The organism is Pseudomonas sp. G3-39 (assembly GCF_054790485.1).
On record NZ_CP186497.1, the window covers coordinates 4,180,967 to 4,205,455 of the forward strand.

General features: G+C 50.1%; 23 protein-coding genes. 1 reads left to right on the plus strand and 22 read right to left on the minus strand.

Annotated elements, in window-relative coordinates:
* Positions 1-104: 104 nt before the first annotated feature.
* Positions 105-662 (plus strand): TetR/AcrR family transcriptional regulator, encoded by a 558-nt coding sequence (locus ACOYXG_RS18680; protein ID WP_097088332.1) that lies wholly within the window; start codon positions 105-107, stop codon positions 660-662.
* On the opposite strand, the gene fabF is transcribed toward ACOYXG_RS18680, so the two are convergent.
* From fabF to rpsA, 22 genes are all read right to left on the minus strand, one after another.
* Positions 659-1,933: a beta-ketoacyl-ACP synthase II gene (gene fabF, locus ACOYXG_RS18685; RefSeq protein WP_097088334.1), complete on the minus strand. Its 1,275-nt coding sequence runs from the start codon at positions 1,931-1,933 to the stop codon at positions 659-661. The two genes, ACOYXG_RS18680 and fabF, sit on opposite strands and share 4 nt — an antisense overlap.
* Before the next feature lie 17 nt (positions 1,934-1,950).
* Positions 1,951-2,748 carry an SDR family NAD(P)-dependent oxidoreductase gene (locus tag ACOYXG_RS18690; RefSeq protein WP_097088337.1) on the minus strand — a complete coding sequence of 266 codons (798 nt, stop codon included), beginning with the start codon at positions 2,746-2,748 and terminating at the stop codon, positions 1,951-1,953.
* Positions 2,749-2,960: 212 nt separating this feature from the next.
* The gene (locus tag ACOYXG_RS18695) at positions 2,961-3,296 is read right to left on the minus strand and encodes a ComEA family DNA-binding protein (protein ID WP_097088338.1); all 336 of its coding nucleotides are present in this window, start codon (positions 3,294-3,296) and stop codon (positions 2,961-2,963) included.
* A 109-nt stretch (positions 3,297-3,405) separates the two neighbouring features.
* The gene (locus tag ACOYXG_RS18700) at positions 3,406-5,400 is read right to left on the minus strand and encodes a polysaccharide biosynthesis protein (protein ID WP_460353314.1); all 1,995 of its coding nucleotides are present in this window, start codon (positions 5,398-5,400) and stop codon (positions 3,406-3,408) included.
* Between the two features lie 107 nt (positions 5,401-5,507).
* Entirely contained in the window at positions 5,508-6,536 is a 1,029-nt protein-coding gene (locus ACOYXG_RS18705) for an MraY family glycosyltransferase (protein ID WP_103368343.1), read from the minus strand.
* Positions 6,533-7,546 (minus strand): UDP-glucose 4-epimerase family protein, encoded by a 1,014-nt coding sequence (locus tag ACOYXG_RS18710; RefSeq protein WP_460358503.1) that lies wholly within the window; start codon positions 7,544-7,546, stop codon positions 6,533-6,535. Before ACOYXG_RS18710 ends, ACOYXG_RS18705 begins: the two co-directional genes overlap by 4 nt.
* A gap of 208 nt (positions 7,547-7,754) precedes the next feature.
* On the minus strand, positions 7,755-8,954 hold the full coding sequence (locus ACOYXG_RS18715; protein ID WP_134787036.1) for a glycosyltransferase: 1,200 nt from the start codon (positions 8,952-8,954) through the stop codon (positions 7,755-7,757).
* On the minus strand, positions 8,944-10,188 hold the full coding sequence (locus ACOYXG_RS18720) for a class I SAM-dependent methyltransferase (protein WP_460353318.1): 1,245 nt from the start codon (positions 10,186-10,188) through the stop codon (positions 8,944-8,946). The genes ACOYXG_RS18715 and ACOYXG_RS18720 overlap by 11 nt, the downstream gene beginning before the upstream one ends.
* 9 nt (positions 10,189-10,197) lie before the next feature.
* Positions 10,198-12,774, minus strand: coding sequence for a glycosyltransferase family 2 protein (locus tag ACOYXG_RS18725; protein WP_460353321.1), 2,577 nt, complete (start codon positions 12,772-12,774; stop codon positions 10,198-10,200).
* 10 nt (positions 12,775-12,784) lie between these two features.
* Positions 12,785-13,534 carry an ABC transporter ATP-binding protein gene (locus ACOYXG_RS18730; protein WP_167734166.1) on the minus strand — a complete coding sequence of 250 codons (750 nt, stop codon included), beginning with the start codon at positions 13,532-13,534 and terminating at the stop codon, positions 12,785-12,787.
* Complete coding sequence (locus ACOYXG_RS18735) at positions 13,531-14,328, minus strand: ABC transporter permease (RefSeq protein WP_460353324.1); 798 nt, start codon at positions 14,326-14,328, stop codon at positions 13,531-13,533. The genes ACOYXG_RS18730 and ACOYXG_RS18735 overlap by 4 nt, the downstream gene beginning before the upstream one ends.
* Complete coding sequence (locus ACOYXG_RS18740) at positions 14,329-14,823, minus strand: GNAT family N-acetyltransferase (RefSeq protein ID WP_134787040.1); 495 nt, start codon at positions 14,821-14,823, stop codon at positions 14,329-14,331.
* The gene (locus ACOYXG_RS18745) at positions 14,820-15,947 is read right to left on the minus strand and encodes a DegT/DnrJ/EryC1/StrS family aminotransferase (RefSeq protein ID WP_134787041.1); all 1,128 of its coding nucleotides are present in this window, start codon (positions 15,945-15,947) and stop codon (positions 14,820-14,822) included. The genes ACOYXG_RS18740 and ACOYXG_RS18745 overlap by 4 nt, the downstream gene beginning before the upstream one ends.
* A gap of 102 nt (positions 15,948-16,049) precedes the next feature.
* On the minus strand, positions 16,050-16,931 hold the full coding sequence (gene rfbA / locus ACOYXG_RS18750) for a glucose-1-phosphate thymidylyltransferase RfbA (protein WP_134787042.1): 882 nt from the start codon (positions 16,929-16,931) through the stop codon (positions 16,050-16,052).
* 2 nt (positions 16,932-16,933) lie between these two features.
* A complete protein-coding gene (gene rfbD / locus ACOYXG_RS18755) occupies positions 16,934-17,833 on the minus strand; it encodes a dTDP-4-dehydrorhamnose reductase (protein WP_134787043.1) in 900 nt (299 codons plus the stop codon).
* A complete protein-coding gene (gene rfbB / locus ACOYXG_RS18760; RefSeq protein ID WP_103368353.1) occupies positions 17,830-18,888 on the minus strand; it encodes a dTDP-glucose 4,6-dehydratase in 1,059 nt (352 codons plus the stop codon). Before rfbB ends, rfbD begins: the two co-directional genes overlap by 4 nt.
* Before the next feature lie 4 nt (positions 18,889-18,892).
* Positions 18,893-19,873 carry a glycosyltransferase family 2 protein gene (locus ACOYXG_RS18765; protein WP_460353329.1) on the minus strand — a complete coding sequence of 327 codons (981 nt, stop codon included), beginning with the start codon at positions 19,871-19,873 and terminating at the stop codon, positions 18,893-18,895.
* 421 nt (positions 19,874-20,294) lie between these two features.
* A complete protein-coding gene (locus tag ACOYXG_RS18770; protein ID WP_103368354.1) occupies positions 20,295-21,215 on the minus strand; it encodes a glycosyltransferase in 921 nt (306 codons plus the stop codon).
* Positions 21,216-21,495: 280 nt separating this feature from the next.
* Positions 21,496-21,735, minus strand: coding sequence for a LapA family protein (locus ACOYXG_RS18775; RefSeq protein ID WP_103368355.1), 240 nt, complete (start codon positions 21,733-21,735; stop codon positions 21,496-21,498).
* Between the two features lie 30 nt (positions 21,736-21,765).
* Positions 21,766-22,062: an integration host factor subunit beta gene (gene ihfB / locus ACOYXG_RS18780; protein ID WP_003189779.1), complete on the minus strand. Its 297-nt coding sequence runs from the start codon at positions 22,060-22,062 to the stop codon at positions 21,766-21,768.
* A 152-nt stretch (positions 22,063-22,214) separates the two neighbouring features.
* On the minus strand, positions 22,215-22,493 hold the full coding sequence (locus ACOYXG_RS18785; protein ID WP_027612423.1) for a hypothetical protein: 279 nt from the start codon (positions 22,491-22,493) through the stop codon (positions 22,215-22,217).
* Between the two features lie 216 nt (positions 22,494-22,709).
* A complete protein-coding gene (rpsA, locus tag ACOYXG_RS18790; protein WP_027612422.1) occupies positions 22,710-24,395 on the minus strand; it encodes a 30S ribosomal protein S1 in 1,686 nt (561 codons plus the stop codon).
* Positions 24,396-24,489 lie beyond the last annotated feature (94 nt).

The window sequence follows — 24,489 nt, forward strand, 5'->3', positions numbered from 1 at the left end:
CAAGGATCGTGTTGGACTCAGCGGCGCGCTTTTAAGAAGTAGAAGTACAGTCACCATGTCATTTACCTTGGTTAAGATGGTGGTCTTGTTGCGGAGAGTTCCACATGCGTTACTCGCAAGATCATAAAGCTCAAACCCATCAGCGGATCATCAAGGAAGCCTCGGCGCGTTTTCGCAAGGACGGCATTGGTGCTACCGGTCTGCAACCTTTGATGAAAGCACTGGGGCTGACCCACGGCGGCTTTTATTCGCACTTCAAATCCAAGGACGAACTGGTCGAGAAAGCCTTGCAGGAGGCAAGCAATCAAGTCGATGGCCTGTGCGCCGAGATCTTTGCCAAGGAACAGCCGCTGCAGGCGTTTATCGACACCTACCTGTCCGAATGGCATCAGACCTCCCCGCACGAAGGCTGTCCGCTGCTGACCATTTCCTCAGAGCTGGGTCTGCGCGGCCAGCCGAGCCCGACCAGTGATGCGGTACTCAATGCCCGACTGAGTCAAATCGAAGGCACCCTCGAGGGCGACAACAACGCCGACCGGGCCATTGTCATCATGTCGACGCTGGTCGGCGCGCTCTTGCTGTCACGCAGTGTCGCTGACGTCGAGTTTGCCCAACGCATCCTCGACGTCACGCGCGATCACCTCAAACAGTCACAGGACTAAGCCTGCCAACGCTTGAACAGCACACTGGCATTCACCCCGCCAAAACCGAAACCGTTGGACAGGGCATATTTGATCGGCGTCGGCCGCGCCTGACCGTGAACAATATCTACCCCGGCACTCGCAGGATCGGGATTGTCGAAGTTGAGCGTCGGCGGGACGACCTGATCGCGGATGGCCAACAAGGTGAAGATCGCTTCCAACCCGCCGGCAGCGCCGAGCAAATGCCCGGTGGCGGATTTGGTCGACGTCACGGCGATTTTATTCTCCGTACCGAACAGCGCCTTGATCGCTGCCAACTCACCAAGATCGCCCACCGGCGTCGAGGTCGCATGCGCATTGAGATGCTGCACCTGATCTGGCGCAACACCCGCCTGAGCCAGCGCCAACTGCATCGCCCGTCGTGCACCGCTGCCGTCCTCCGGCCCGGCGGTGAGGTGATAGGCGTCGGCAGTGGTGCCGTAACCGACCAGTTCAGCCAAAGGCTGCGCGCCACGTGCCAGCGCGTGCTCCAGCGATTCGATCACCAGCAGACCGGCGCCCTCGCCCATCACGAAACCATCGCGACCACTATCAAAGGGTCGTGAGGCACGTTCGGGGGTGTCGTTGTAACCGCTGGATAGCGCTCGCGCCGCGGCAAAACCGGCCAGGCTGACCCGATCAATGCAGGCTTCCGCGCCGCCGCAAACCGCGATATCCGCTTCACCGGCACGAATCATCCGCGCAGCATCGCCGATTGCCTGGACCCCGGCAGCACAAGCAGTCACCGGTGCGCCGAGCGGGCCTTTCAAAGCGTGCTGGATCGACACATGACCGGCCGCCAGATTGACCAGAAACGATGGAATGGTGAACGGCGACAGCCGACGCGGGCCACGACTGTCGGTGGTGCGTACGGCGTCGGCTATTGCACCGAACCCACCAACACCGGAGCCGATGATGGTCGCGGTGCGCTCCTGATCCTTGGCCTCGGACGGCTGCCATCCGGCTTGCGCCAACGCCTGCCGTGCTGCTTCCATTGCAAACAGGATGAAGCGATCCATCTTTTTCTGTTCCTTGGGTGGCGTGGCAAGGTCCGGATCGAAACCGGCCTCGACGTCCTCCGCCGCCGTTGGCACCATCCCGGCGACCCGGGTCGGCAGATCTGCGCTCACCGCCTCCGGCAAATTGCGCAAGCCCGAGCGCCCGGCGAGCAAACGCTGCCAGACCCTCTCGACGTCACTGCCCAAAGGCGAAACCAGGCCCATACCGGTGACAACAATTCGACGCTGACTCATACCGCAGTTACCTCTGATCAATTTTTATAGCGTTGGGCCGCGGAGCTGCGCGACAGATTCGGTGCCATGACATGCCGCGCACGGACAAATGCCTGCCACTCCCCCTCATCCGGCAACGAAGGGATGGTAATCAACTCGCCCTGATCCAGACCGGCGAGCGCCGCATCGACCATCTCGCCGGCCTCCATCACCATCTCCGCCGGAATGCCGCTGGCGTCGATGCCGGAACGCTCCCAGATTTCAGTGCGGGTAACGCCGGGCAGCACCGCTTGCACCTTCACGCCAGTGCCTTCGAGCTCGGCGTTGAGCGACTGAGTCAGGCTCAACACGTAGGCTTTACTCGCGCTGTAGGTTGCATTGAAGCGTTCTGGAAACAGCGCCACCACCGAGGCGATATTGATGATCGTGCCGCGTCCAGCCTTGGCGAAACTGGCGGCGGCTGCCGAGGCCAGCAACGTCACGGCGGTGACGTTCAACTGGATCAGACGCTCCAGTTGCTCGGCATCGGAATTGGCCAGCAGGCCATCGGCTGCGACCCCCGCGTTATTCACCAACAGGCTGATGCTCGAATCACTGCGCAGGCGTTGCTGGAGTTTGAGGACATCATTCTTTTGCGTCAGGTCGGCCTTGAGCACTTCAACCTTTACACCGTGGGCCTCGCGCAACTGGTTCGCAGCGGTTTCCAGACGCTGTTGATCACGGGCAACCAACAACAAATCAAAACCACGCGCTGCCAGCCGCTGCGCGTAGATGGCACCGATACCGGACGATGCGCCAGTGACGACAGCGGTACCTTGAGACTGGACTGAACTCATGAGAGCGCTCCTGAAACATATTGGGAGATAGGCCTCCAACGCTCACTGGCCTGGAGGTGACGGAAATTATTATAGGCATAATCCAAAGACAATATGATACCCATAATTTTCAGCTCACCGACAAACGCGACGCCACTCCCTCTGTCGCATCTCTACCACCAGAAAGCAGAAAGGCCGGTCAATGACCGGCCCCTTGGCGTTGAATAATCAGCTTAGTTCACTTCCAGCTTGTCGCGGTTGCGATCCAGGATTGCCTTGCCGATACCCTTCACTTCAAGCAGTTCATCCACCGAGGCGAATGGCCCATTAGCATCACGATACGCAACAATCGCTTTGGCTTTCGCCTCGCCGACTCCGGACAACTGTTTTTGCAGCGTTATCGCATCCGCACCGTTGAGATCGACCTTTTCACTGGTAGACGTCGCAACGGTATCGCTCACCATCGTAGCCTTATCCGTGTTCTGGACAACGGCAGGTGCCGCCACTACAGCGATTGAAGCACTGGTGAGCAAAGCAAAAACCAGAGAGTAGAAAAAACCGTTACGCATAAATGACGCTCCATCATCGTTTGGGAAAGCAGCTTTCCGAAGCTGCTCTCCAAACTTAGGCGATGGTTGGCGGGTGTCAAAAATGCGTCTATTACAGGATGTGAAACAATCAGGGTTCGAGGCGGCGCTGCTGGTAGATCCAGTCGACGATTTCGCCGTCGGGGGTGTAGCCGCTGACAGTTTCGCGCAGGAGTTGGCGGACGCGGGAATAGTCGTCCTGCTCAACGGCAGTCATCAATTCCGTCAAACGCAGCTTGAGTGACTCCCAGGAGAGATGATCTTCCTTTGCGCTCATGATCATCGGATGCTCAGTCGCCAATACGTTATCGCCAATCAGCAGCTCTTCATAAAGCTTCTCACCGGGGCGCAATCCGGTGAACTCGATGGATATATCGCCCTGCAGATTTTTTTCCGAACGTACGCTCAAACCGGACAGATGAATCATCTTCTCGGCCAATTCGACAATCTTTACCGGTTCTCCCATGTCGAGCACGAATACATCGCCGCCCTGCCCCATGGAGCCAGCCTGAATAACCAGCTGCGCAGCTTCCGGAATGGTCATGAAATAACGGGTGATTTTGGGATGAGTAACGGTTAACGGGCCGCCGGATTTTATCTGACTGTGAAACAGAGGAATCACTGAACCGGAAGAACCCAGGACATTACCGAAACGCACCATTGTAAAGCGAGTCTTGTTGACTCGGGAGACATTGGACTTGTCGCCGAATAGCACCGGCGCAATTTCCCGACTCAAAGCTTGCAGCGTAAGCTCTGCAAGGCGTTTGGTACTGCCCATCACATTAGTGGGGCGAACCGCCTTGTCAGTTGAGATCAACACAAAGTTTGCCACACCCGACTGCAGCGCAGCCTGAGCAGTATTGAGAGTACCAATGACGTTATTCAACACACCTTCGGCAATGTTGTGCTCGACCATGGGCACATGCTTGTAAGCAGCGGCATGGTAGACCGTTTCAACGTTCCAGGTTTTCATGACATCCAACAACTTATGTGGATGACGAATAGAGCCGAGAATTGGCAATAATCTGACCGCTACCGACTCTCGACACCCTCTCTGCTCCAGCTCCGAAAGAATGCTATAGAGATTGAATTCACTGTGATCAAACAACAGTAGAGTGGTCGGACCGAGTGCGAAAATCTGCCTGCACAGTTCCGCCCCAATCGAGCCACCCGCGCCAGTGACCAAGACCGTTTTGCCTTTGATACAACGTTCAAGCAAATCCGCTTGCGCAGGTACGGAATCGCGTCCAAGCAGATCAGCGATGTCCACCTCTTGAATATCTTCAACTTTCACACGGCCGCTGGCCAGATCAGTGAAGTTGGGCACGCTCCTGATGTGGAGAGGAAAGCTCTCCAGAAGTGTGAGAATTTCCCGGCGGCGTGCACGGGTTGATGACGGCAGAGCCAGAAGAATTTCCTGAGCCCCGGTTTCATCGATCATTTGTTGAATGTGTTTTGGTTTGTAAACCTGCAGGCCTGCTATCACCCGATCCGAGATACTTGGATCGTCATCGATAAATGCCACTGGGCGCATGGCTCGCCCCATGCGCAGGGCCGCCACCAGCTGATTGCCAGCAACACCGGCACCGTAGATCGCAACTTTGACCAGGCCGTCATCGCGGTTTGTAAAAGGCACGTGTTGAGCGCCGGCGAACCAGTCGCCCATGAAATACTGCCGCATACAAAGCCGTAATCCGCCAAGAATGACGAGACTCAGCCACCAATAGTTGAAGACAATCGAGCGTGGAACGACAGCCTCGTGATTGCTGTACCAATAAACCACAAGCGCCAAAATCAGCGCAGACAGGCTGACCGCTTTTATAATCGCAATGAGCGCATCGTTGCCGAAATAGCGCATGACCGCCCGATACATGCCAAAACGAATAAACAAGGGAATTGCGATGATAGGTGCGCACACGAAAAGCCAGAAATGCACCTTGAAGGGGTTATACATATCGTCCAGGCCGAGGCGGACGATAAAGGCCAGCCACAGGGCGGCCCAGACAAGCACCATGTCTGTGGTGACCTGAATCAACCTCTTACGGCGCCGAGGCAGGCTTACCAGGTACTCTCTGATTTTATCCATAAACCCTTCAATTACCTTGATCACTCTGCTCAGCGGCACGCACCATGGTGGCAGCTTGCGGCGCGCTCGGTGATCACTCTAAACCTAAATGACCCAATGATTGCTGCTTAGTTCTTGACTGCCGGAGTCTCCAGATCTCCAGCACGAAACTTTATCGCCAATACGATCAGCGGTGTGTAAGCCAGAACTACTCCCCAGGCACCGTCCAGATCCAGGCATGTGACGCACAACGCTATGGGCAACAGCCAGAACAGATTGATCAAACCGACCGCCGCTGTTACCGGCAAGTGCCTGCCAAATCGACGCGACGCAAACTGGTAAGCATGGCTTCGGTGAGCCTCGTAGACCTTTTCCCCTCGAAACATGCGGCGCAACAACGTAAAGGTCGCGTCGACAATGAAGACTCCAAGCAGAATCAACCAAGCCCAGAGCATTGGTGCACTTATCCATGCAGCCTGTAGAGACAAGGCTCCCAAAACCATACCGAGAAATCCGCTGCCAGCATCGCCCATGAATATCCTCGCTGGAGGAAAATTCCAGTAGAAAAACCCGGCAACGCAAGCAGCCAGCAACAACGGTGCCCAAATCAGGCTCTCCATACCCGATAACCAGTAAAGCAGACTGGCCCCCAGACAAGCACAAATCGCTTCTACACTGGCGATACCATCAATGCCGTCCATGAAATTGTAGAGGTTGAGCAGCCAAACCAGGTAGAAAGCTGCCATTAAATAACCTGCCCAGCCTAAATCGATGGAAACACCGAACACCGCGATTGGCGGCAAGCTCCCGATCCATCCCAGCACCCAGAAAGCTGAACCGAAATGACCCAATAACCGCCAGCGTGCAGCGATATGTCCGTGGTCGTCCATGAACCCGATCAGGGCAACCGCGCCGCCACCACCTGCGAGAGCGAAAAACAGCTCGACAGAAATCAAGCCTGTAAAAAGCAGTAAACCCAGGGATACGAAAAAAGCCAGGACAATTGCAACGCCGCCGCCACGAGGCGTCGCAACGACATGTGAACTGCGCGCATTTGGAACATCCATCAGACTTCGGGATATTGCATAACGACGCAATACTGCAGTCATGACAAAAGAAATACCGAAAACCACAGGTATGACCCACGCGTAACTCATCTTTTTCGAGACTCCAAAAAATGCTCCGCTGTTGCTTTCAAACCATCGTTAAGACTGAACGGTGGCCGCCAGCCAAGCAACTCACGATTTTTCTTGATATCGACTTGCAACGATCCGAAAAGACGCTGTGCGACAGCACCTCGTCCGACGGAGATGGCAAGGAGCTTCAGCACTGCGACAGGAATAGGGATGAGCCATGTCTTCACGCCGAGCGAAATCAGGAGACGGCTCATTAACTGCGTCGTGGAAACGTCTTCGCCATCACTGACCAAAAACACCTGGTTCGCGGCACCAGGATGATCGATACAAGTCGTAACCAGATCGACGACATTGTCTACGTAAACAAGGCTTCTTGAATTACTAATTGCCCCGAATGGCAGGGGAATCCCTTTCACCAGCCAGTGCATCATTTGCTGGAAATTCGCTCGAACCCCAGGACCATAAATAAGTACAGGTCGAATAATGACAACCTCTATCGCGCCTGTCTGGGCAAGCTGCATGAGTTGTTGCTCTGCTTCGTACTTGGAGATCCCATAAGCGTCCGAAGGGTGCGGCGTATCGCTTGCGGTGAACGGGTGACCTACCGGAGTGCTTTCACCATTAACCTTGATGGAACTAATATAGATAAATCTTTTAACCCCGGCCTGAACGGCCTGGTGTGCAAGGCAAAGCGTTCCTCTTAAATTTACAGCCCGAAACTTCGCAATGGCTTGCGCTGATTCCTCTTGCATGACATGCACTCGCGCTGCTGCGTGTACAACAACATCTACACCCACAAGTGATTCGTGCCAGTCTGTTTCTTCATTGATATCCGACAAATGTGTAACTACAACTCTTTCGGATAGCCTCGCACCTACATTACGTAGTGGAGCAACAATAGATATCTCCGGAAAATTGCAAAAATGCCGAACCAAGGACCTCCCAAGAAATCCTGTCGCACCGGTGACAAGTATTTTTTTTGGCATGTTAAACCGATTCAGACTGTAGAAAGCAAGGCTGCAATTTATCATGAAAAACCGGCGGGAGACATTGCTCCACGGTCCTCTCAGGGAATCATTCAAGCAGAATCGCCTTCACCGGCGAGCAGAATGCGAGGATTTATTTCACTTCGTTGCCTGGGAACGTGCCAAGGCACGTATCCAGCGCAGGAACAAATATGCACTGACTACATGCCTTGCTAGCTTCCCCAGTTAAAGAGGCCGTTATTTACCTTTCGGATTAGCGTTTCTCTCGTTGACTAAAATGACGCAATAATTTTCTAAACGCTCTAGAAAAGGTAAGTCTCCAACCACCCTCGTACATGGAGATCTCAACCAACAACCAATAATGCGCCAGTTTTCTGGAAATACCGCTCCAAAACGAACTACGAACTGGACGCGTTTTATTATTATTCAACTCGCGCGCACCCTGCTGGAAAAGTTCGGCCCACTGAGCAGCAACAGCAACGATATCAAATCTTTGGTAGACATCAATGTGCGCCCGTTCAGCAATGGAAATCCTGAACTTTTCATCATCCAGGTAGCGCTCGATTGCGGCAATCCAGCATGCCGCAGTATTATTCTTGATGAGCAAACCAGTTCTACCATCTACAACAGAATCCACATAGCTTTCGGAATCTGTATAAATCCCAGCACAACGGAACGCCGAATATTCGCGATACTTATTATTCGTCTTATACCTATTGGATGTCTTGTTATCCAAAGGCGCCAAACCAATCTTCCAACCGCGCTGCACCTGAAAGGCTATATAGTCAGCATAGCTGTTCATATGCCCAAAAAAACGCACCTTGGGACCCTGCTCCAACCACTTGGGAAGACAGCCGACAAACTCAAAGACGACATCGTCTCTTTGCGCGAGAAAATAAGGAATGACGTCCTTGAGCACTTCCAGATCAGCCTCACGCGAGGCACTCCCCGCGAAACCGATACGGTACTCAGAGACAGTTTTGACGTCGCCAGTTGGCAGTAACGAGAAGTCAAAAAAAGCCGGCAGGAGCACCGTATTGCGGTTTTTCGGAAGGATGAACTCTCTTAGAGCAACCGAATTGGTAATGACGGCACTGGCCTTTTCAACAGCATATTTAAGCGAACGACGGATAATCGGATGCTGGTAATACTTCGCCAAAGCAGTATCACCGTCTATCAGCCAGAAATTATCATCAATATAGTAGAAATACGGAATATTGCTACGCTTTAAAGATTGCATCCATGATATAGCAACTGGATCGGCCGTTCTCACAAACAGAGGTAACGCAGACTCTGAAAAAACATGCTGATCGAGATCAGTAAGATATACTTTCTTGTATCTAATACCGAGGCAAGAACACTCAGACAACAACTGTTCAGTCAACTGCGTTGTCGCGATATCCGCTTCGACAATCAGTAGAACTTCAATACTTGAATCAACATCACTCATCATTTGAAAAACATGCGTATGGAACCAGTTTGCTGGGGCGTAAAGGCCAACGAGATGCAACCGAACACTCTACAACCTTGGCGCAGATATTCAAGTTTCGACCGAAAAAACGCATATAGGCCAAATTTTCTTGTCTAAGCGGTTCTCCGATAGAAAAGCGTACAACTCCTATAATATTTATTTCGGACAGACTTTCAGTTGAGCTGAATACAATATTGTTGCCTTTATCGACCAGTTCCAAGCCCAACAGAGCATCTGTGGTATCTGCAGCCAGGTAAATACACACAGAAATCGAATTGAACTCGCCGCCCCCTCTTATTGGATACTCAACATATCCAGTACCCGGTATTTCTTTACCAAGCCGATAGTCCCTTGGCTCTCGGGAGTTGTATTTTTTGAAAAAATATTCATCAAAAAGCTTCGAATCAGATTCGGGCAGATCTGGCCCAGCGGTAAGTAAGTTAATCAGCCTCTCATTTCTAAAAAGCTTTTTTTCACACTCAACAACATAATGATGTTGCTCTTTCAACCTCTCGCTTAGACGCTTCTCAGCAAAAGACAAGGTAGAAAAACTCTCTACTTCATACTCTTCTGCATCAGCCCTAGACTCCTGCAGCGCAGGAGTGTCCAAAAATGGGTAAGATTCCAGATTTTCTGTTAGCTCAACGTAGTCATTCTCATCATCATCCTTCCAAACAACAAGATGATAAACAACCTGATGGCAAACATCAGTTAAGTGCTGTCGCAACTCTCGCTGACAAGATGGTTCCATCTGATTGAATCGTGGAAAATAGAAAAACTCCATCCGCAGCAGTCGTATTTCTAAACCCGGATCCGAATTATCAGACTGCGACAAACCCCACGTGACTGCATGGGGATGGAAATACTCCTTTTTATCAATGGGTGCCCAAGAACAGCTGGACCAAAATCTTGGAGTGTGCTCGTTGAATACCTGAAGATGATAAGGATTAGCTACGTTAAGCTTCTGCTCATAATAGGGAGCGACAATACAGATCTGAGCTTTATGTTTACATACACGATAAAGCTCCCTCATTGTAAACATTAGATCTGAGACGTGTTCCAAGCTGTGCGCTGCATGCACTAGCTCTACAGAGTCGTCTTCAAATGGGAGCGGTTTATCAAGATCCGCTATCACTTGGACACCTGGTAGTGGAAACCTATCGACACCGATAAATCCCGGAAGGCATTTTGGCCCACAGCCTATATCTAATTTCATCGGCAATACCTATACAGTCGATATTTCCACGAACGGATACACAGGGAAACGCTTCAAGCCTGCATAACGATATTTAACCAGTTCAAACATATATACAGGGTGAGACGTACGCGCAAAAACTCGCAATCGATAATCAGCCGACGAAGAAACTGCCGCCTGATCGACCACGAATTCAACAGGCAAAGACAGATCCACTCCGCTTAACGATGCAACTCCATTGAAAACAATGGATCCGGTTGCCCCAACAAGTTCAATACCAACTAAACCATCCTGAAGCCCATCAGTGGCAAAAGCTATTAAAACGGACTTTATTGCCGCAGGAAAATTAATTGAGTACTCAACATATGGAACATCGTGCAGCGACTTGGATAGCTCCAGCTTAATCTCCGAGCTTCCGCTCTTAGCTTGTTGAGAAAACTCCTTCAACTTTGCGAATTGTGGCATCAAGTTGTCCCACAAATCGTGCTTACGAGACAAAAACCCTAGACGCTTAGATCTAGAAGCCGCCTGCCGTAGCCGAGCTAACTCCTCAAGACTCTCAAGCAATTTTTGTGGATCTTTTATTACATCACCACCCGCAATAGATATATGGCTGCCATGGCTCTTAGACATTAATTTCAACCTACCTTCTACGGTGGTAAAACCATTAAACGTAGTAGGCTTAGAAATGGACGCCAGAACTCTGCAACTTAAAACTCCAGAGAAGTGTTCATTACAATATTTTTTGTTATTTTTCTTCATTTCTGAAAACTTGGAAAAATCCAAACCTTCAAGAACTTCAAGCCATGAGCGAGCGCTAAACGGCGATGAGACTACATAAGCGTTATTCAGTTCTTTAAAGTCGGAATAAGGCATGTAATCTGGAACAACAAGTACGGCATCTAATACATCTGCAGACAATGCGACATTTGTTGTTTTATACTTATTATTGGCCGACTCGCTCGGAGCATGAATAAGAATATCTGGACTATATCGCGAGATCTGCAGTAGCGCAGTTTCCCAGTTCAGCTCAAAGGGTAGCGTTACCAATTCAAGAAAATCATGCTTTTTGAATTCTTCCGAAAAATCCGAACCTGCTCCACCAACAATTAGCTGAATAGTTTTACCCGACTCTGTGTACTTGAGAAAAGCGGGCAACATGACATCACGGAGAGCGGACAGCCGATGACTGCCTCCCGCGAAAGCGATAACCAACCGGTCACGTACCGGAACAACCTTGCTGGTAGTGATTTTCAGATCACAGAATGTAGGCGGAAAAAAATCTACATTCGAATGAATAAGATGCTCTCTAAAGTATTCTTGCAGTTCAAGAGTGCTGGTCAAGACTCCTGAAAAATCTTTCAGTTTATTACGCAACGTCTTCTTGCTTAAGTCCTCAAAAAAATTCATCTCCTTATTTTCTTGAAGCAGAGTGAGATTATCGTCGGTGAAATAATAGCAAGGAATTTGCATCTTCTGTGCAGCAGCAATCCATTCGAAGAACGGATCCAGTTGCCGGACAAATACAATACAGCTAGCATGTGCAATTTCGGAAATCGGCCAACCACCTGGGTATCGAATAACTCTTACACGGCTTTTCCATTCATCAGGCAAAAAGTCGAAGTATATACTGGTGCATGCATCGTGATTGCCTGTAAGAACCAATACCTTTCGATTATCATCTGAGCGGGACAAAGAGCTACTGATATCAAAATTTTCTCTCGTTCGTCCGTGCGCAACTGCCATTTCTCTCACGGCGATAGCTGTACAATGCGCCGCTGAATCCGGCAACGCGAAGATATCATACTCCTCAAAGTTCTCTGGACGGAGAGACCAATCACGCTCTTGCCTCATTTGCTCTTCCGAGGCCCAAGTATCCAGCGCGTACGTTTTTCCTAAACTATCGTCAGTTGCAGGACCACCGACTTCGCCAACGCAAACATCTACATAACGCAAAATATACTTTCTGGAAATCCTTCTCCACAGATCCCAATCGCAAAGACGCGTCATGAGTATGTGCGGATCGTATAGACCTATATCATCAAGGATGAAACGTGGTACTAAGACTGCGTTATTTGAGATGCAATTCCAGCTATTTATATTGTGCGATGAAATACTTTCGCCCAAGTGCACAAACTGCTCAGTACCAGAGCCCAACTCCCTTACTCTCATACCGACAGACCCATAGACTACTTGGTCTGGCGTCATTTGAGCATGCTTGTAAAGCTCTTCCAGAGCATCAGGAAAGAATTCGTCATCATCAAACGCAAATGCGATGTAGCGACCGCGAGACTTTGAATACGCCTCATACTCAGAAATCGCAGGAAGACCAATGTTTACTACATGGCGAAGACAGCTCACACGCCCATCTTTTTCCATGAACTCCGCAATAATGTCAGCACTACCGTCTGTACTGGCATCATCAACGATGATCAACTCAAGCTCAGTCAGCGTTTGACTTAATACTGACTCTATCGCCTTACGAAACTTACCACTCTTCGCGCGCCGAAAGGTGGGAAGAAAAACGGAGACAATTGGGAGCGGACCGTCAACATAAGAACTACCAGGCAACCACTGAGTTTCGCGAATGAGATCTTTGACTTTCATGTTCGAAACCTTAGACAGTTGCCGAATAATTTTCTGAATAAGCTTTTAGCACTTTTTGAGTTTCACCATCCATGCGTATTTTTCCTTTTTCCAGCCAGATTGTTCGCTCACAAAAATCACTTACCAAATCAGGCGAATGACTCGAAAAAACAAGAATTTTACCTTGAGTCATAAATTTCTTCATGCGCTCTTGGGCTTTGTGAGCAAAGTTTATGTCACCAGCACCCATAACTTCATCAAGCAACAGGACTTCGGGGTTAATAGCTGTCGACACAGAAAACGCCAAACGTATAAACATACCTGCAGAATAGGTACGAACTGGATAATTTAAAAACTCACCCAATTCCGAAAATTCCGCAATTTCTTGCATTTTGGCTTTAATTTCTTTGGGTTTCAGACCTAATAAGAGCGCCCGGATTTTTATATTATCCCAACCAGACTGATTCATCTCAAAGCCTGTAGCGAACTCAAACATTGGGCATACATGACCAAGTGTTTGAGCAGTGCCGCTGGTAGTTGGATAAATTCTAGCCATCACCTTCAACAAGGTGCTTTTACCCGCACCATTCAAGCCAATCAGGCCTACACGCTCCCCTCGCGCTACTGAAAGATTCACATTTGAAAGAGCGTTAATTGTATATTCTTGAGTATTAGCCGTTCCTGGACGACGCAATACTGCATTTTTCATTCGTCCGAGGAAATCTGTCCGACCAGTGAACACCACACTTGCATCTCGCAAATCTATAGAAATATCGCTCATAACATGTAAACCACTTTTTTATCCATTTTAGATGCAAGCAAAATGCAGACGACCCACAGAAGCAACAAATAAGCGGCACAAAAAATATAGTCTTGCTTGACTGCAAATGTACCTTCTAAAATTGGAAATCTAATAACATCCACTAAATAATACAGCGGATTATATTTATAAACAAAATCCAAACCACGATCTTTAAGCATCGTCACAGGAAACATAATCGGCGTAACAAAAAATAACACCTGAAAAATCCCTGTTAAAGCATGAGGCAGATCCCTAAAACGAGCAGACAAATACGCACTGAGAGTAATGTGCCCCAGGCCTGCGGCCAAAAGAATTCCGAGACCCGGCAACGCATATAACCAGCCTATGGGCTTGAAGCGCTCAAAGACTAATAACGTACCCGCCAGCGCGACAACACCAACCAACATAACCGCGAACAGCGCGACCAACACACGGAGCAGATAAATTTGTTTTGGAAACGAGAACTGCTTTATATAGCCTTCAGACCCCACAAACGCATAGCCACCTTCAACAAACGAGGCAACTAAAAACCCCCAAATAATCAGGCCGCACGTGAGGTAAGGAAGAAATTCCTCCATGGGTTGCTTTAGCAAAACGCCATAAACTACACCAGCACCTAGAACCATCATTGCCAGGTTTATCAGAATCCAAAGTGGGCCGATCGCCGATCTGCGAAAACGAGCCTTAATATCCTGAAGTCCCATGTATAGCCATACACGCCACTCAAGAAGCGATTTTATTGCACCGGATATAAAACTATTCTGACTGATCATCTAAAGCCTATTTAGCTCAAGCACTATTAATTCACCCTTACGGGAAACTTCGTTAAAGCCCAGCTTTTCGTATAACTTTATAGCCCTGACATTTTCATCCAGAACTTCTAGAAATACATTTTCAAGCGAAAGCTGCTGCCAACATGTTTCAATCAACAGTTGGCAGCCTCGCTTGATATAGCCTTTACCTGCATTGTCCGGCGCAGCTAGAAAGCGGCCCACTTCGGCTCGCTTTCGTTCCAAATCCACGCCATAGACAGCACATTGCCCTACCAACTCACCATCTGCCTCGATAACAAACACAAAATCGTCAGACTTTTTTTGATAGGATTCGAACCACTTTACGTGGCTGTCCCATTCAATGATGTTCGAGTTAATAAACCATCGGCGGTTTTCGTCCCTGTTTCTCCAGGCCAGAGTGGCTGGTAAATCAGCTACTTCTAGTAGACGGATCCCGACGACTTCATCAGATGTTGAGTAGAGGGTAGGTTTCATTTTGCGTACTTGGCTACCAGTTGAGATACGGTGTCAACATCGGCTTTGCTTAGACCCATATGCACCGGCAACGAAATGATTTCCTGAGAGGCTAGCGCTGCTTTAGGGCAAGAGCCATTACCATGCGCGTACATGCGGTATTCCGTGTTATCACGGTAATGCACGCCTGGGTAGACTTGATGTTCATTGAGTGCGAGCATCAGCTCTTCACGGTTTTTGACACGAATTTGCACCAGGTGAGTCGACGATTCACATTCTGGATTAATGTCGATAAACCGTACCTTGTCGTTACCAGCCAGGTTTTCGCGGTACCAGTTAGCGATTTGGCGGCGGTAGGCGTTATCACGATCCAAATACTTCAATGCCACCAGACCCATTACTGCCATGATCGAGTTGCCGTGGTACTTGAAGCCTACTTCTTCAACATCATACATCCACTTATACGCGCCCTGAGCGGCAGTACGTGCATAAGTATCCTTGTTGATGCCCAGCCAGCTCATCTTGCGAACACGCTCGTCATCTTCCGCGTTTTTGAAGCAGATCATGCCGGAGTCAGCGGTTGCCAGATTTTTTACAGCCTGGAAGCTGAACACCACAACGTCCGCTTCCGGACATACGTGACGTCCATTAATACGGGTGCCGGACATGTGGGCAGCATCGAGAATCAACGCGATGTTGCGCGCCTTGCAAATTTCAACAATTTTCTGGTACTGACCGACATTGCCGCCAATACCTACAAAGATCAGTGCTTTGGTCTTGTCAGTAATGCGCTGCTCGACGCTTGCAGGATCCAGACACAGCGAGTCATCAACATCCGCAAATACAGGCTTCAGACCTGCGCAGAGAATCGCGTGGTTAGTGGATACGAAAGTAAGAGGAGTAGTAATGACCTCTGCATCATCGTCCCAGCCGTTCTTTGTCTTGAACAGTCTGAAAGCCAATTCAAGACCCACAGTATTCGACGAAAGAAAATGTGCGTGCGGCAGTCCGGTGTAGGACTTCCATGCTTCTTCCATCTCAACAGTTTTAAAACCTAATCCAGTCCAGCCTTTCTCAAGACATTCACGAATACCTTCAAGGCATTCGTCGACACGAAAGTTAGGTACAAACAGTTGAATTGACATGTATTTAGCCTCGAATTACAAGTGCTGTGCGATTTTAAGTTTTGGTTCAGGTATATTTTTCACAGAACGGGCCGAAATCTGGTCTGTTCTGCTGTTTGCAAATCAGTGACTCTCGTGTTCCAGGAGACGCTTAAGATACTTTCCATATCCGTTTTTGATCAATGGAGCCGCCAACGCGAGTAATTGCTCGTCCGAAATCCACCCCTTGCGCCATGCCAGTTCTTCAGGGCAAGCGACTTTGAGGCCTTGTCGGTTTTCCAACGTTGCAATGAAATGACTCGCCTCAAGAAGAGACTCATGAGTTCCCGTATCCAACCAGGCATAGCCCCTTCCCATGATTTCTACCGAGAGGCTGTTGCGCTCTAGATAGACGCGGTTCACATCCGTGATTTCCAGTTCGCCACGCTCAGAAGGCTTGATGCTTTTAGCGATTTCTACAACATCGGCATCATAGAAATACAGACCAGTCACAGCGTAGCTGGATTTGGGCACTGATGGCTTTTCTTCCAGGCTGATAGCCTTGCCTGACTTATCAAACTCAACAACGCCGTAGCGCTCAGGGTCGTTTACATGATATGCAAATACACTGGCTCCACTATCACGCTGCATTGCATTTGCCAGAAGTTCCTGGAAATCATGCCCATGATAAATATTATCGCCAAGCACCAACGCACATGCACTACCGTCGAGAAACTCCTCGCCGATAATGAAAGCTTGTGCCAGCCCGTCCGGAGAGGGCTGGACAGCGTAGCTTAAATTGATACCCCACTTTGCGCCGTCACCAAGAAGCTGCTCGAAACGAGGCGTATCCTGTGGCGTGGAAATAATCAATATATCTCTGATCCCCGCCAGCATTAATGTGCTGAGGGGGTAATAAATCATCGGCTTATCGAAAACCGGAAGGAGCTGCTTTGAAATTGCGAGGGTTGCTGGATGCAAACGCGTACCAGAGCCACCCGCTAGAATTATACCTTTACGATACATAATCATCCCTGCCTAGCTATATCAGAAAGCGTTCTTTTCACACAAATCTTCCAGTCCGGAATACTTATATTGAACACATCTTGAATTTTACTATTATCGAGTCGCGAATTTTTGGGTCTAATTGCTTTAGTAGGATACTCAGAACTGCTAACCGCACGGATATCGAGTTCAGAACAACTCAACTTAATGCCCAATCCAATTGCTTCAGACACTAAATAACAAGCATATTCATACCAACTTGCAAATCCCGACGCCACCAAGTGATAAACTCCACTCAGATCTTCAGAGTTTGTACCATTTACAATTCGGTAAAGACAAAGTGCAGTGACATCAGCAACGAGCGAGGCACTTGTTGGCGCGCCAGTTTGATCATCCACCACTGAGAAACTGTCTCTGGTCTCCGCTAGACGCAGTATTGTTTTTGCAAAATTACTTCCCCGCGAAGAGTGAATCCAACTCGTCCTCAACAGCAGATAATTACACCCACTTGCAATAACTGCACACTCACCATTGGCCTTTGATCTTCCATAGACACTCAGAGGATTAGGAACATCCTCCTCAGAATACGGAAGCACCGCCACACCATCAAAGACATAATCCGTTGAATAATGAACCAGCCAAACGTTATTAAGCGAAGCATACTCCGCTAACACTTTAACTAAATCAAAATTGATTTTCTGGGCTTCATCTTCGAAAGACTCAGCCAAGTCGACCGCATTGTAGGCCGCTGCGTTGACGATAACATCAGGGCGCTCATGCTCCAGATAAGTTGACAAGGCTTCTAGATCAGTCAAGTCAACTTTGCTGCGATCACAAGGCACTACGTTTCCAAGTGGGGACAGAGAGCGTTGCAACTCCCAACCTACTTGTCCATTACTCCCAAGCAGCACAATTTTTCTCATACGTACTGCCTGCTTACCCACTCTCGATAAGCACCGCTCGTGACGTTACCTACCCACACCTGGTTGTCGAGGTACCATTCGACAGTCTTTCGAATACCCGTTTCGAAAGTCTCCGCCGGCTTCCAGCCCAATTCACGCTCAAGCTTCCGAGCGTCAATTGCGTAGCGGCGATCGTGGCCTGGACGGTCTGTCACATACGCGATCTGCTGGTTATATGGCTGGCCATCGGCACGTGGGCGCAACTCGTCCAGCAAACTGCAAACAGTGTGTACGATCTCGAGGTTTGGCTTCTCGTTCCATCCGCCAACGTTGTAGGTTTCGCCAACCACCCCAGCTTCCAATACACGACGAATAGCGCTGCAATGGTCTTTGACATAGAGCCAATCACGAATTTGTTGACCGTCGCCATAAACAGGCAATGATTTACCGGCAAGCGCGTTGACGATCATCAACGGGATGAGTTTTTCCGGGAAATGATAAGGCCCGTAGTTATTCGAGCAGTTGGTGGTCAGTACGGGCAAACCATAGGTGTGATGGTAGGCGCGTACCAAGTGGTCACTGGCAGCCTTACTTGCAGAGTAGGGACTATTCGGCTCGTACTGATGAGTTTCGGTGAACGCCGGATCATCTTTAGCCAGCGAGCCATAGACCTCATCAGTGGAAACGTGCAAGAAGCGGAACGCTTCTTTGGCGCCTGACTCGAGCCCGCCCCAATAGGCGCGCACTGCTTCCAGAAGGCGGAAGGTGCCGACGATGTTTGTTTCGATGAAATCTTCCGGACCATGAATAGAGCGGTCGACGTGCGATTCAGCAGCGAAATTCAAGATCGCACGTGGCTTATGCTCGTTCAACAGGCGAGCTATCAGCTCACCATCACCGATATCGCCCTGCACAAATACGTGGCGCACATCTTTGTCCAGACTGGCCAGGCTTTCCAGGTTGCCCGCATAAGTCAGCTTGTCCAGGTTGATCACCTGTTCATCCGACTGCGCCAGCCAGTCCAGTACAAAGTTCGCCCCGATAAAACCGGCCCCGCCGGTGACTAAGATGGTCATAAATTTAGATCTTTTTCAGTAGAACTACGAGAATAAGCCCCAGGTTTCCAAGCAGTGTCTGCCGGTAGATACCAGCCCGCTGGAATCCCAGGATTCTTGAGAAGAGTTTCTGCTTGCGTGCTTTTTTGAAGCGATCCAACGTCACCTGGTGCTCAGGGCTCAGACGATGATGCATTGCTTCGAGCGCTTTGATGATCTGATCATTCCACTTGCTGAACCGGCCCTGGTAAATCAGCGGTATGCGCTTGAGACGCGCAGACCAACCGGAGTTTCCACCAATCAGGTTTTCGTCGTGCTGGCGATACAACAACGCCGGTTCAGGATCGTAATGAACCTCGCCCCCCGCCCCGGAAACAAGCAAATAAGCCCACCAATCGTGACATGGAATATCCACGTCATAGCCTGCCTCAAGCAAAAGCTTTTGGGCCGCCCTATTGAATACCATGGTGTTACCGCCACCAATGCTTTGAACGAGAGCGTTCGAGAAACGTGGTGGAAGGCTAAACCGGGGCGAATACCCAAACGAATCACCTGTTTCACCGATCAGCTCTGTGCGACCACAGTACAACGCAGGGACATCACCGGGGATACCCTGCAGCCAATCAAGTGCCTTCTGGAGTTTGAAATCCTTCCAGATGTCGTCTTGATCAGACCAGGCAAAGAAGTCCGCATCGATATCCGCTCGGCAGGCGAGAGACAGGAAATTGGCTACAAACCCTCTTTTGGGGCCTGTCGCGATGTGGACGCGCTCTGCGCCCACCTTGACTTGAAATGCTTTCAGGATTGCCAGTGTCGCGTCCTGAGAACCATCGTCGGAAACATATAGTTTCCAATTGCGATACGTCTGACGCTCGAGCGAGTCGAGTTGCTCAGCGAGAAATGATGCGCCGTTGTATGTACACATAAGAATTGCGACGTCCGCAACACGCTCGCCAGCTACCTGGGCGGCATTATCTGTACCAAAACTCTGGCTGGAAACCGTCACAAAATCCCTCTTTGCACGAACCGTCGCCCCGCAAAGAGCGCCATCACTTATAAAAAAGCCAATCAGTATTTGCTTTTGTTCTTAGCAAGCAATGCTACATTCTACATCAATTGATGCAACGCACACTTAAAAAAGCGACGACAGCCACCACCATCAGCGCTTGCCTCGCCCTCACTCAGCAGTGCTTGCGAAAACGAATGCAGTCTGACCGAAACGAGCCGTATCGCCCCACCCCGCACGCCATGCTGACAAAAAAATCCTGCCTCCCAACCTGAGAATCTGACAGCTTTAAGGGATGGCGAAATGGACAGGCCGCAAGGATGCGGAGGTATACATCATCTGCACCACGTACACCGCATGATGAAACCACCACGGATCACCCGGGAGGCGATCACTGAACTCATAATAATTTTTTAGACTTTCAGCCTTTATTTTTTACCAGCATTTTTAGCCAGCAAACAAAAAAGAATAATACTTTATCGCGCATCCGACGCCGGCAACTCCACGCACTGAACGATAGCCTGAGCATTTGCAAACCATGCAATGGGAGCCAACTCGCTACAAAAGGATCAAACTCCTGCCCCGTTAGTCGAGCAATGAGTTGCACCTGACTGAACCACCAACCATCATGAATAGTTTTGTATCGAGAAATTAAAGACCGAAGCCCCGTATTGGCACCTACTTGATTACGATCGTGCTGCCGATACAGCATAGAAGGCACTGGATCGATATACCAACGATATCCATGACTCCGTGCGTATGCGTAGAAAAACCAATCATGCAGACTCACGCCCTGTAAAGCTTCCCAATTCGCAAGCACCGAAGATTTAATGGACTGCGACAACCTGCTGCTAAAGACATAAGTACAGCCCGGACCAGCCGCCTCAAACAGATAATCCCATTTAACTTGAGACTGAGCCTTATCCAACAAACGCGTCTTACCATCTAACCAGAAAGCAGTGACATTACTGGAATATGCATCAACCTCCTGCCGCCCGAGGCCGACCACAGCGCGCTGCAACTTATCAACGCACCAGATATCATCCTGATCAGCAAAAGCAACAAAATCAAACCCGTCGAATTCAACATCACGAATCAGTCGAAAAAAGTTGCGCGACGCACCACCAAACTTTCCGGCATCGGGCAGTACAATGACATTCGACACTCTCGTTGCCAGCGCCGCACACCAAGCTTCCGTGCCATCAGTGGAAGGATCGATACTAATATATACGCTAACATCCACCCCGGACTGAGCAAAAATCGAAGCAATTTGCTCTTCAATCCACTGCATGCCATTGTAAGCGGCCAACAAGACCGCAACTTTTGGTATTTTCCCTGACATGCCATCCCACTTGTAACGTTAAACTTGAAAACTGAAAACCTCAGACAACAAGCCCGCACTGAAACTTTCCGAAGATTTAAATGCGCATAGCGTATACACACCAGCGAGCTTCAATACCGCTAGCATAGAAGAACGTAAAACGCTGACTTGCAGCTGATCGAAAACGGAGTCATCGCAGCGGGAGATCATGACCACTAAAAATCAACCCGGAGGAGCGCTTCAACCGTTAAGCAACCATTCACACCTTAAGCCTAGCCAGCCCTAGGTGCATTGTCACAACTTAAACAAAACGCTTGCGCGCACGCTTAGCAAAACGCCCCAGAAACCAGGCGAGCATCGGCCCCACAAGCATTCCAATCAGCAATGCCGCGATCACAACGAGGGAGATGGGCAGCTGAGGCACAGACCATCCGAGAAACAACAACGACACTGACTGCTGATTTTCCAGCACGAAAGCCAGGATCACCAGCACCAACAAAAGAACGAAAACACCAAAAAATATACGTTTGAGATTACGCACCTACGCCCCCTTGATAATTAGTAGCGCGGATCAAACGCCTTCCTCCTCTTCCTCATTCACCCGGTCACGCAGCTCCTTGCCCGGCTTGAAATGCGGAACGAATTTGCCGTCGAGACTAACCGACTGACCAGTCTTTGGATTGCGACCGACGCGCGGCGCACGATAGTGCAGGGAGAAGCTGCCAAACCCACGGATCTCGATGCGATCACCAGTGGCCAGACATTGGGACATTTGTTCAAGCATGGTCTTGATGGCCAGCTCCACATCCTTGGATGAGAGTAGCCCTTGATGGGTGACAATTCGTTCGATCAACTCCGACTTCGTCATATTTTTCCCTTCTTTTTCAAGCAGCTAGATCAGCGCTTGAAAGGTTTTAGCACGCCCGAAAGATTTTGAACAGCCCAGGGATTGACATATCTTCCTTGGCGCTGAAACGCCTGTTTTCAGTGCACACAAGCACAAGCCGAAGCAGTACACACTCAACGGCACATGACCAGCATGGTTCGAGTGACGTAGCCTGCGGGATTGAAGCCAAACGGATATTCATCTTCATCCTTGGCCTGATCAGATCGGGTGATTACCCTGTAACCCGCGCCCTTGCACTCCTTCGCTGCGCGCTTTTGGCATTTCTCCCACCCCGAACCCAGACCAGAGCAGTCGATCTCGATACCGCTGACGCCACGGACGGCATGCGTCTTGGCACTTGTGGTGCAGCCAGCCAATACCAACACCGCGATCAATACAATAAATCTGTTCATCCACTTCCTTATGCCAGGCAACGCCCGACTACTGCACGACTAATACCCAGCTTAGTCGCGAATAGGCGATTGATCCGATTAAAGAAACAGACAACCCGTTGAAGTGATTGGTTTCACCGTAGCCTCGATACACGCAAACCGCGGCGCGCACCGCCACCAAATCGCAGGCACAAAAAAGGGCGACCGAAGTCGCCCTTTTTCATGATCAAGCAGAACTTAGTTCTGTTTGGCCATTGCTTGACGCAGCAGTGCCGCCATAGTGGTGTCAGCTGCTTCGCCTTCCGGAGCTGCTTTCAGGCTCTGGATGGCTTCTTTCTCTTCAGCATCGTCTTTCGACTTGATCGAGAGCTGGATTACGCGGCTCTTGCGATCAACGCTGATGATCTTGGCTTCAACTTCCTGGCCTTCTTTCAGAACGTTGCGCGCGTCTTCAACGCGGTCACGGCTGATTTCGGAGGCTTTCAGGGTTGCTTCGATGTCGTCGGCCAGAACGATGATGGCGCCTTTGGCGTCAACTTCTTTCACGGTACCGGTCACGATAGCGCCCTTGTCGTTAACCGAAACGTACTCGGAGAACGGATCGCTTTCCAGTTGCTTGATACCCAAGGAGATGCGCTCGCGCTCTGGGTCAACCGACAGGATGACGGTGTCCAGCTCGTCGCCCTTCTTGAAACGACGTACGGCTTCTTCGCCCACTTCGTTCCAGGAGATGTCGGACAGGTGAACCAGACCGTCGATGCCGCCGTCCAGACCAATGAAGATACCGAAATCGGTGATCGACTTGATGGTGCCGGAGATCTTGTCGCCCTTGTTGAACTGGCCAGAGAAGTCTTCCCATGGGTTCGACTTGCACTGCTTGATGCCCAGGGAGATACGACGACGCTCTTCGTCGATGTCCAGAACCATGACTTCCACTTCGTCGCCGACTTGTACGACTTTCGAAGGGTGGATGTTCTTGTTGGTCCAGTCCATTTCCGAAACGTGTACCAGACCTTCAACGCCTTCTTCCAGCTCAGCGAAGCAGCCGTAGTCGGTCAGGTTGGTTACACGAGCGGTAACGCGAGTGCCTTCTGGGTAACGGGCTTTGATAGCAACCCATGGATCTTCGCCCAGTTGCTTCAGGCCCAGGGAAACACGGTTGCGTTCGCGATCGTATTTCAGAACCTTGACGTCGATTTCGTCACCAACGTTGACGATTTCGGAAGGATGCTTGATACGCTTCCACGCCATGTCGGTGATGTGCAGCAGGCCGTCCACGCCACCCAGATCGACGAATGCGCCGTAATCGGTGAGGTTTTTGACGATACCTTTGACTTGCTGGCCTTCCTGCAGGGATTCCAGCAGAGCTTCACGCTCGGCGGAGTTCTCGGCTTCCAGGACGCTGCGACGGGAAACGACAACGTTGTTGCGCTTCTGGTCCAGCTTGATGACCTTGAATTCCAGCTCTTTGCCTTCCAGGTGCGTGGTGTCGCGCACTGGACGGACGTCAACCAGGGAACCTGGCAGGAACGCACGGATGCCGTTAACGTCGACAGTGAAGCCGCCTTTAACCTTACCGTTGATAACGCCCTTGACCACTTCCTCAGCTGCGAAGGCTGCTTCCAGAACGATCCAGCATTCAGCGCGCTTGGCTTTTTCACGGGACAGCTTGGTTTCACCGAAACCGTCTTCAACCGAATCCAGAGCAACGTGAACTTCGTCACCGACATTGATAGTCAGGTCACCAGCATCGTTGTAGAACTGTTCCAGCGGGATGAGTGCTTCAGACTTCAGGCCAGCGTGAACGGTTACCCAGCGAGCCTGGTAATCGATATCAACGATAACACCGGTGATGATGGAGCCTGCCTGAAGGTTCAGGGTCTTTAGGCTTTCTTCAAAGAGTTCCGCAAAGCTTTCGCTCATTTTAATTCCTGTAGATGAGGGCGAAGAATACGCCCATCTCCACACCCCAGACGGTGTGGGTTAGTTTCATTTAAAAGAAGCGCCGCAGGACTAT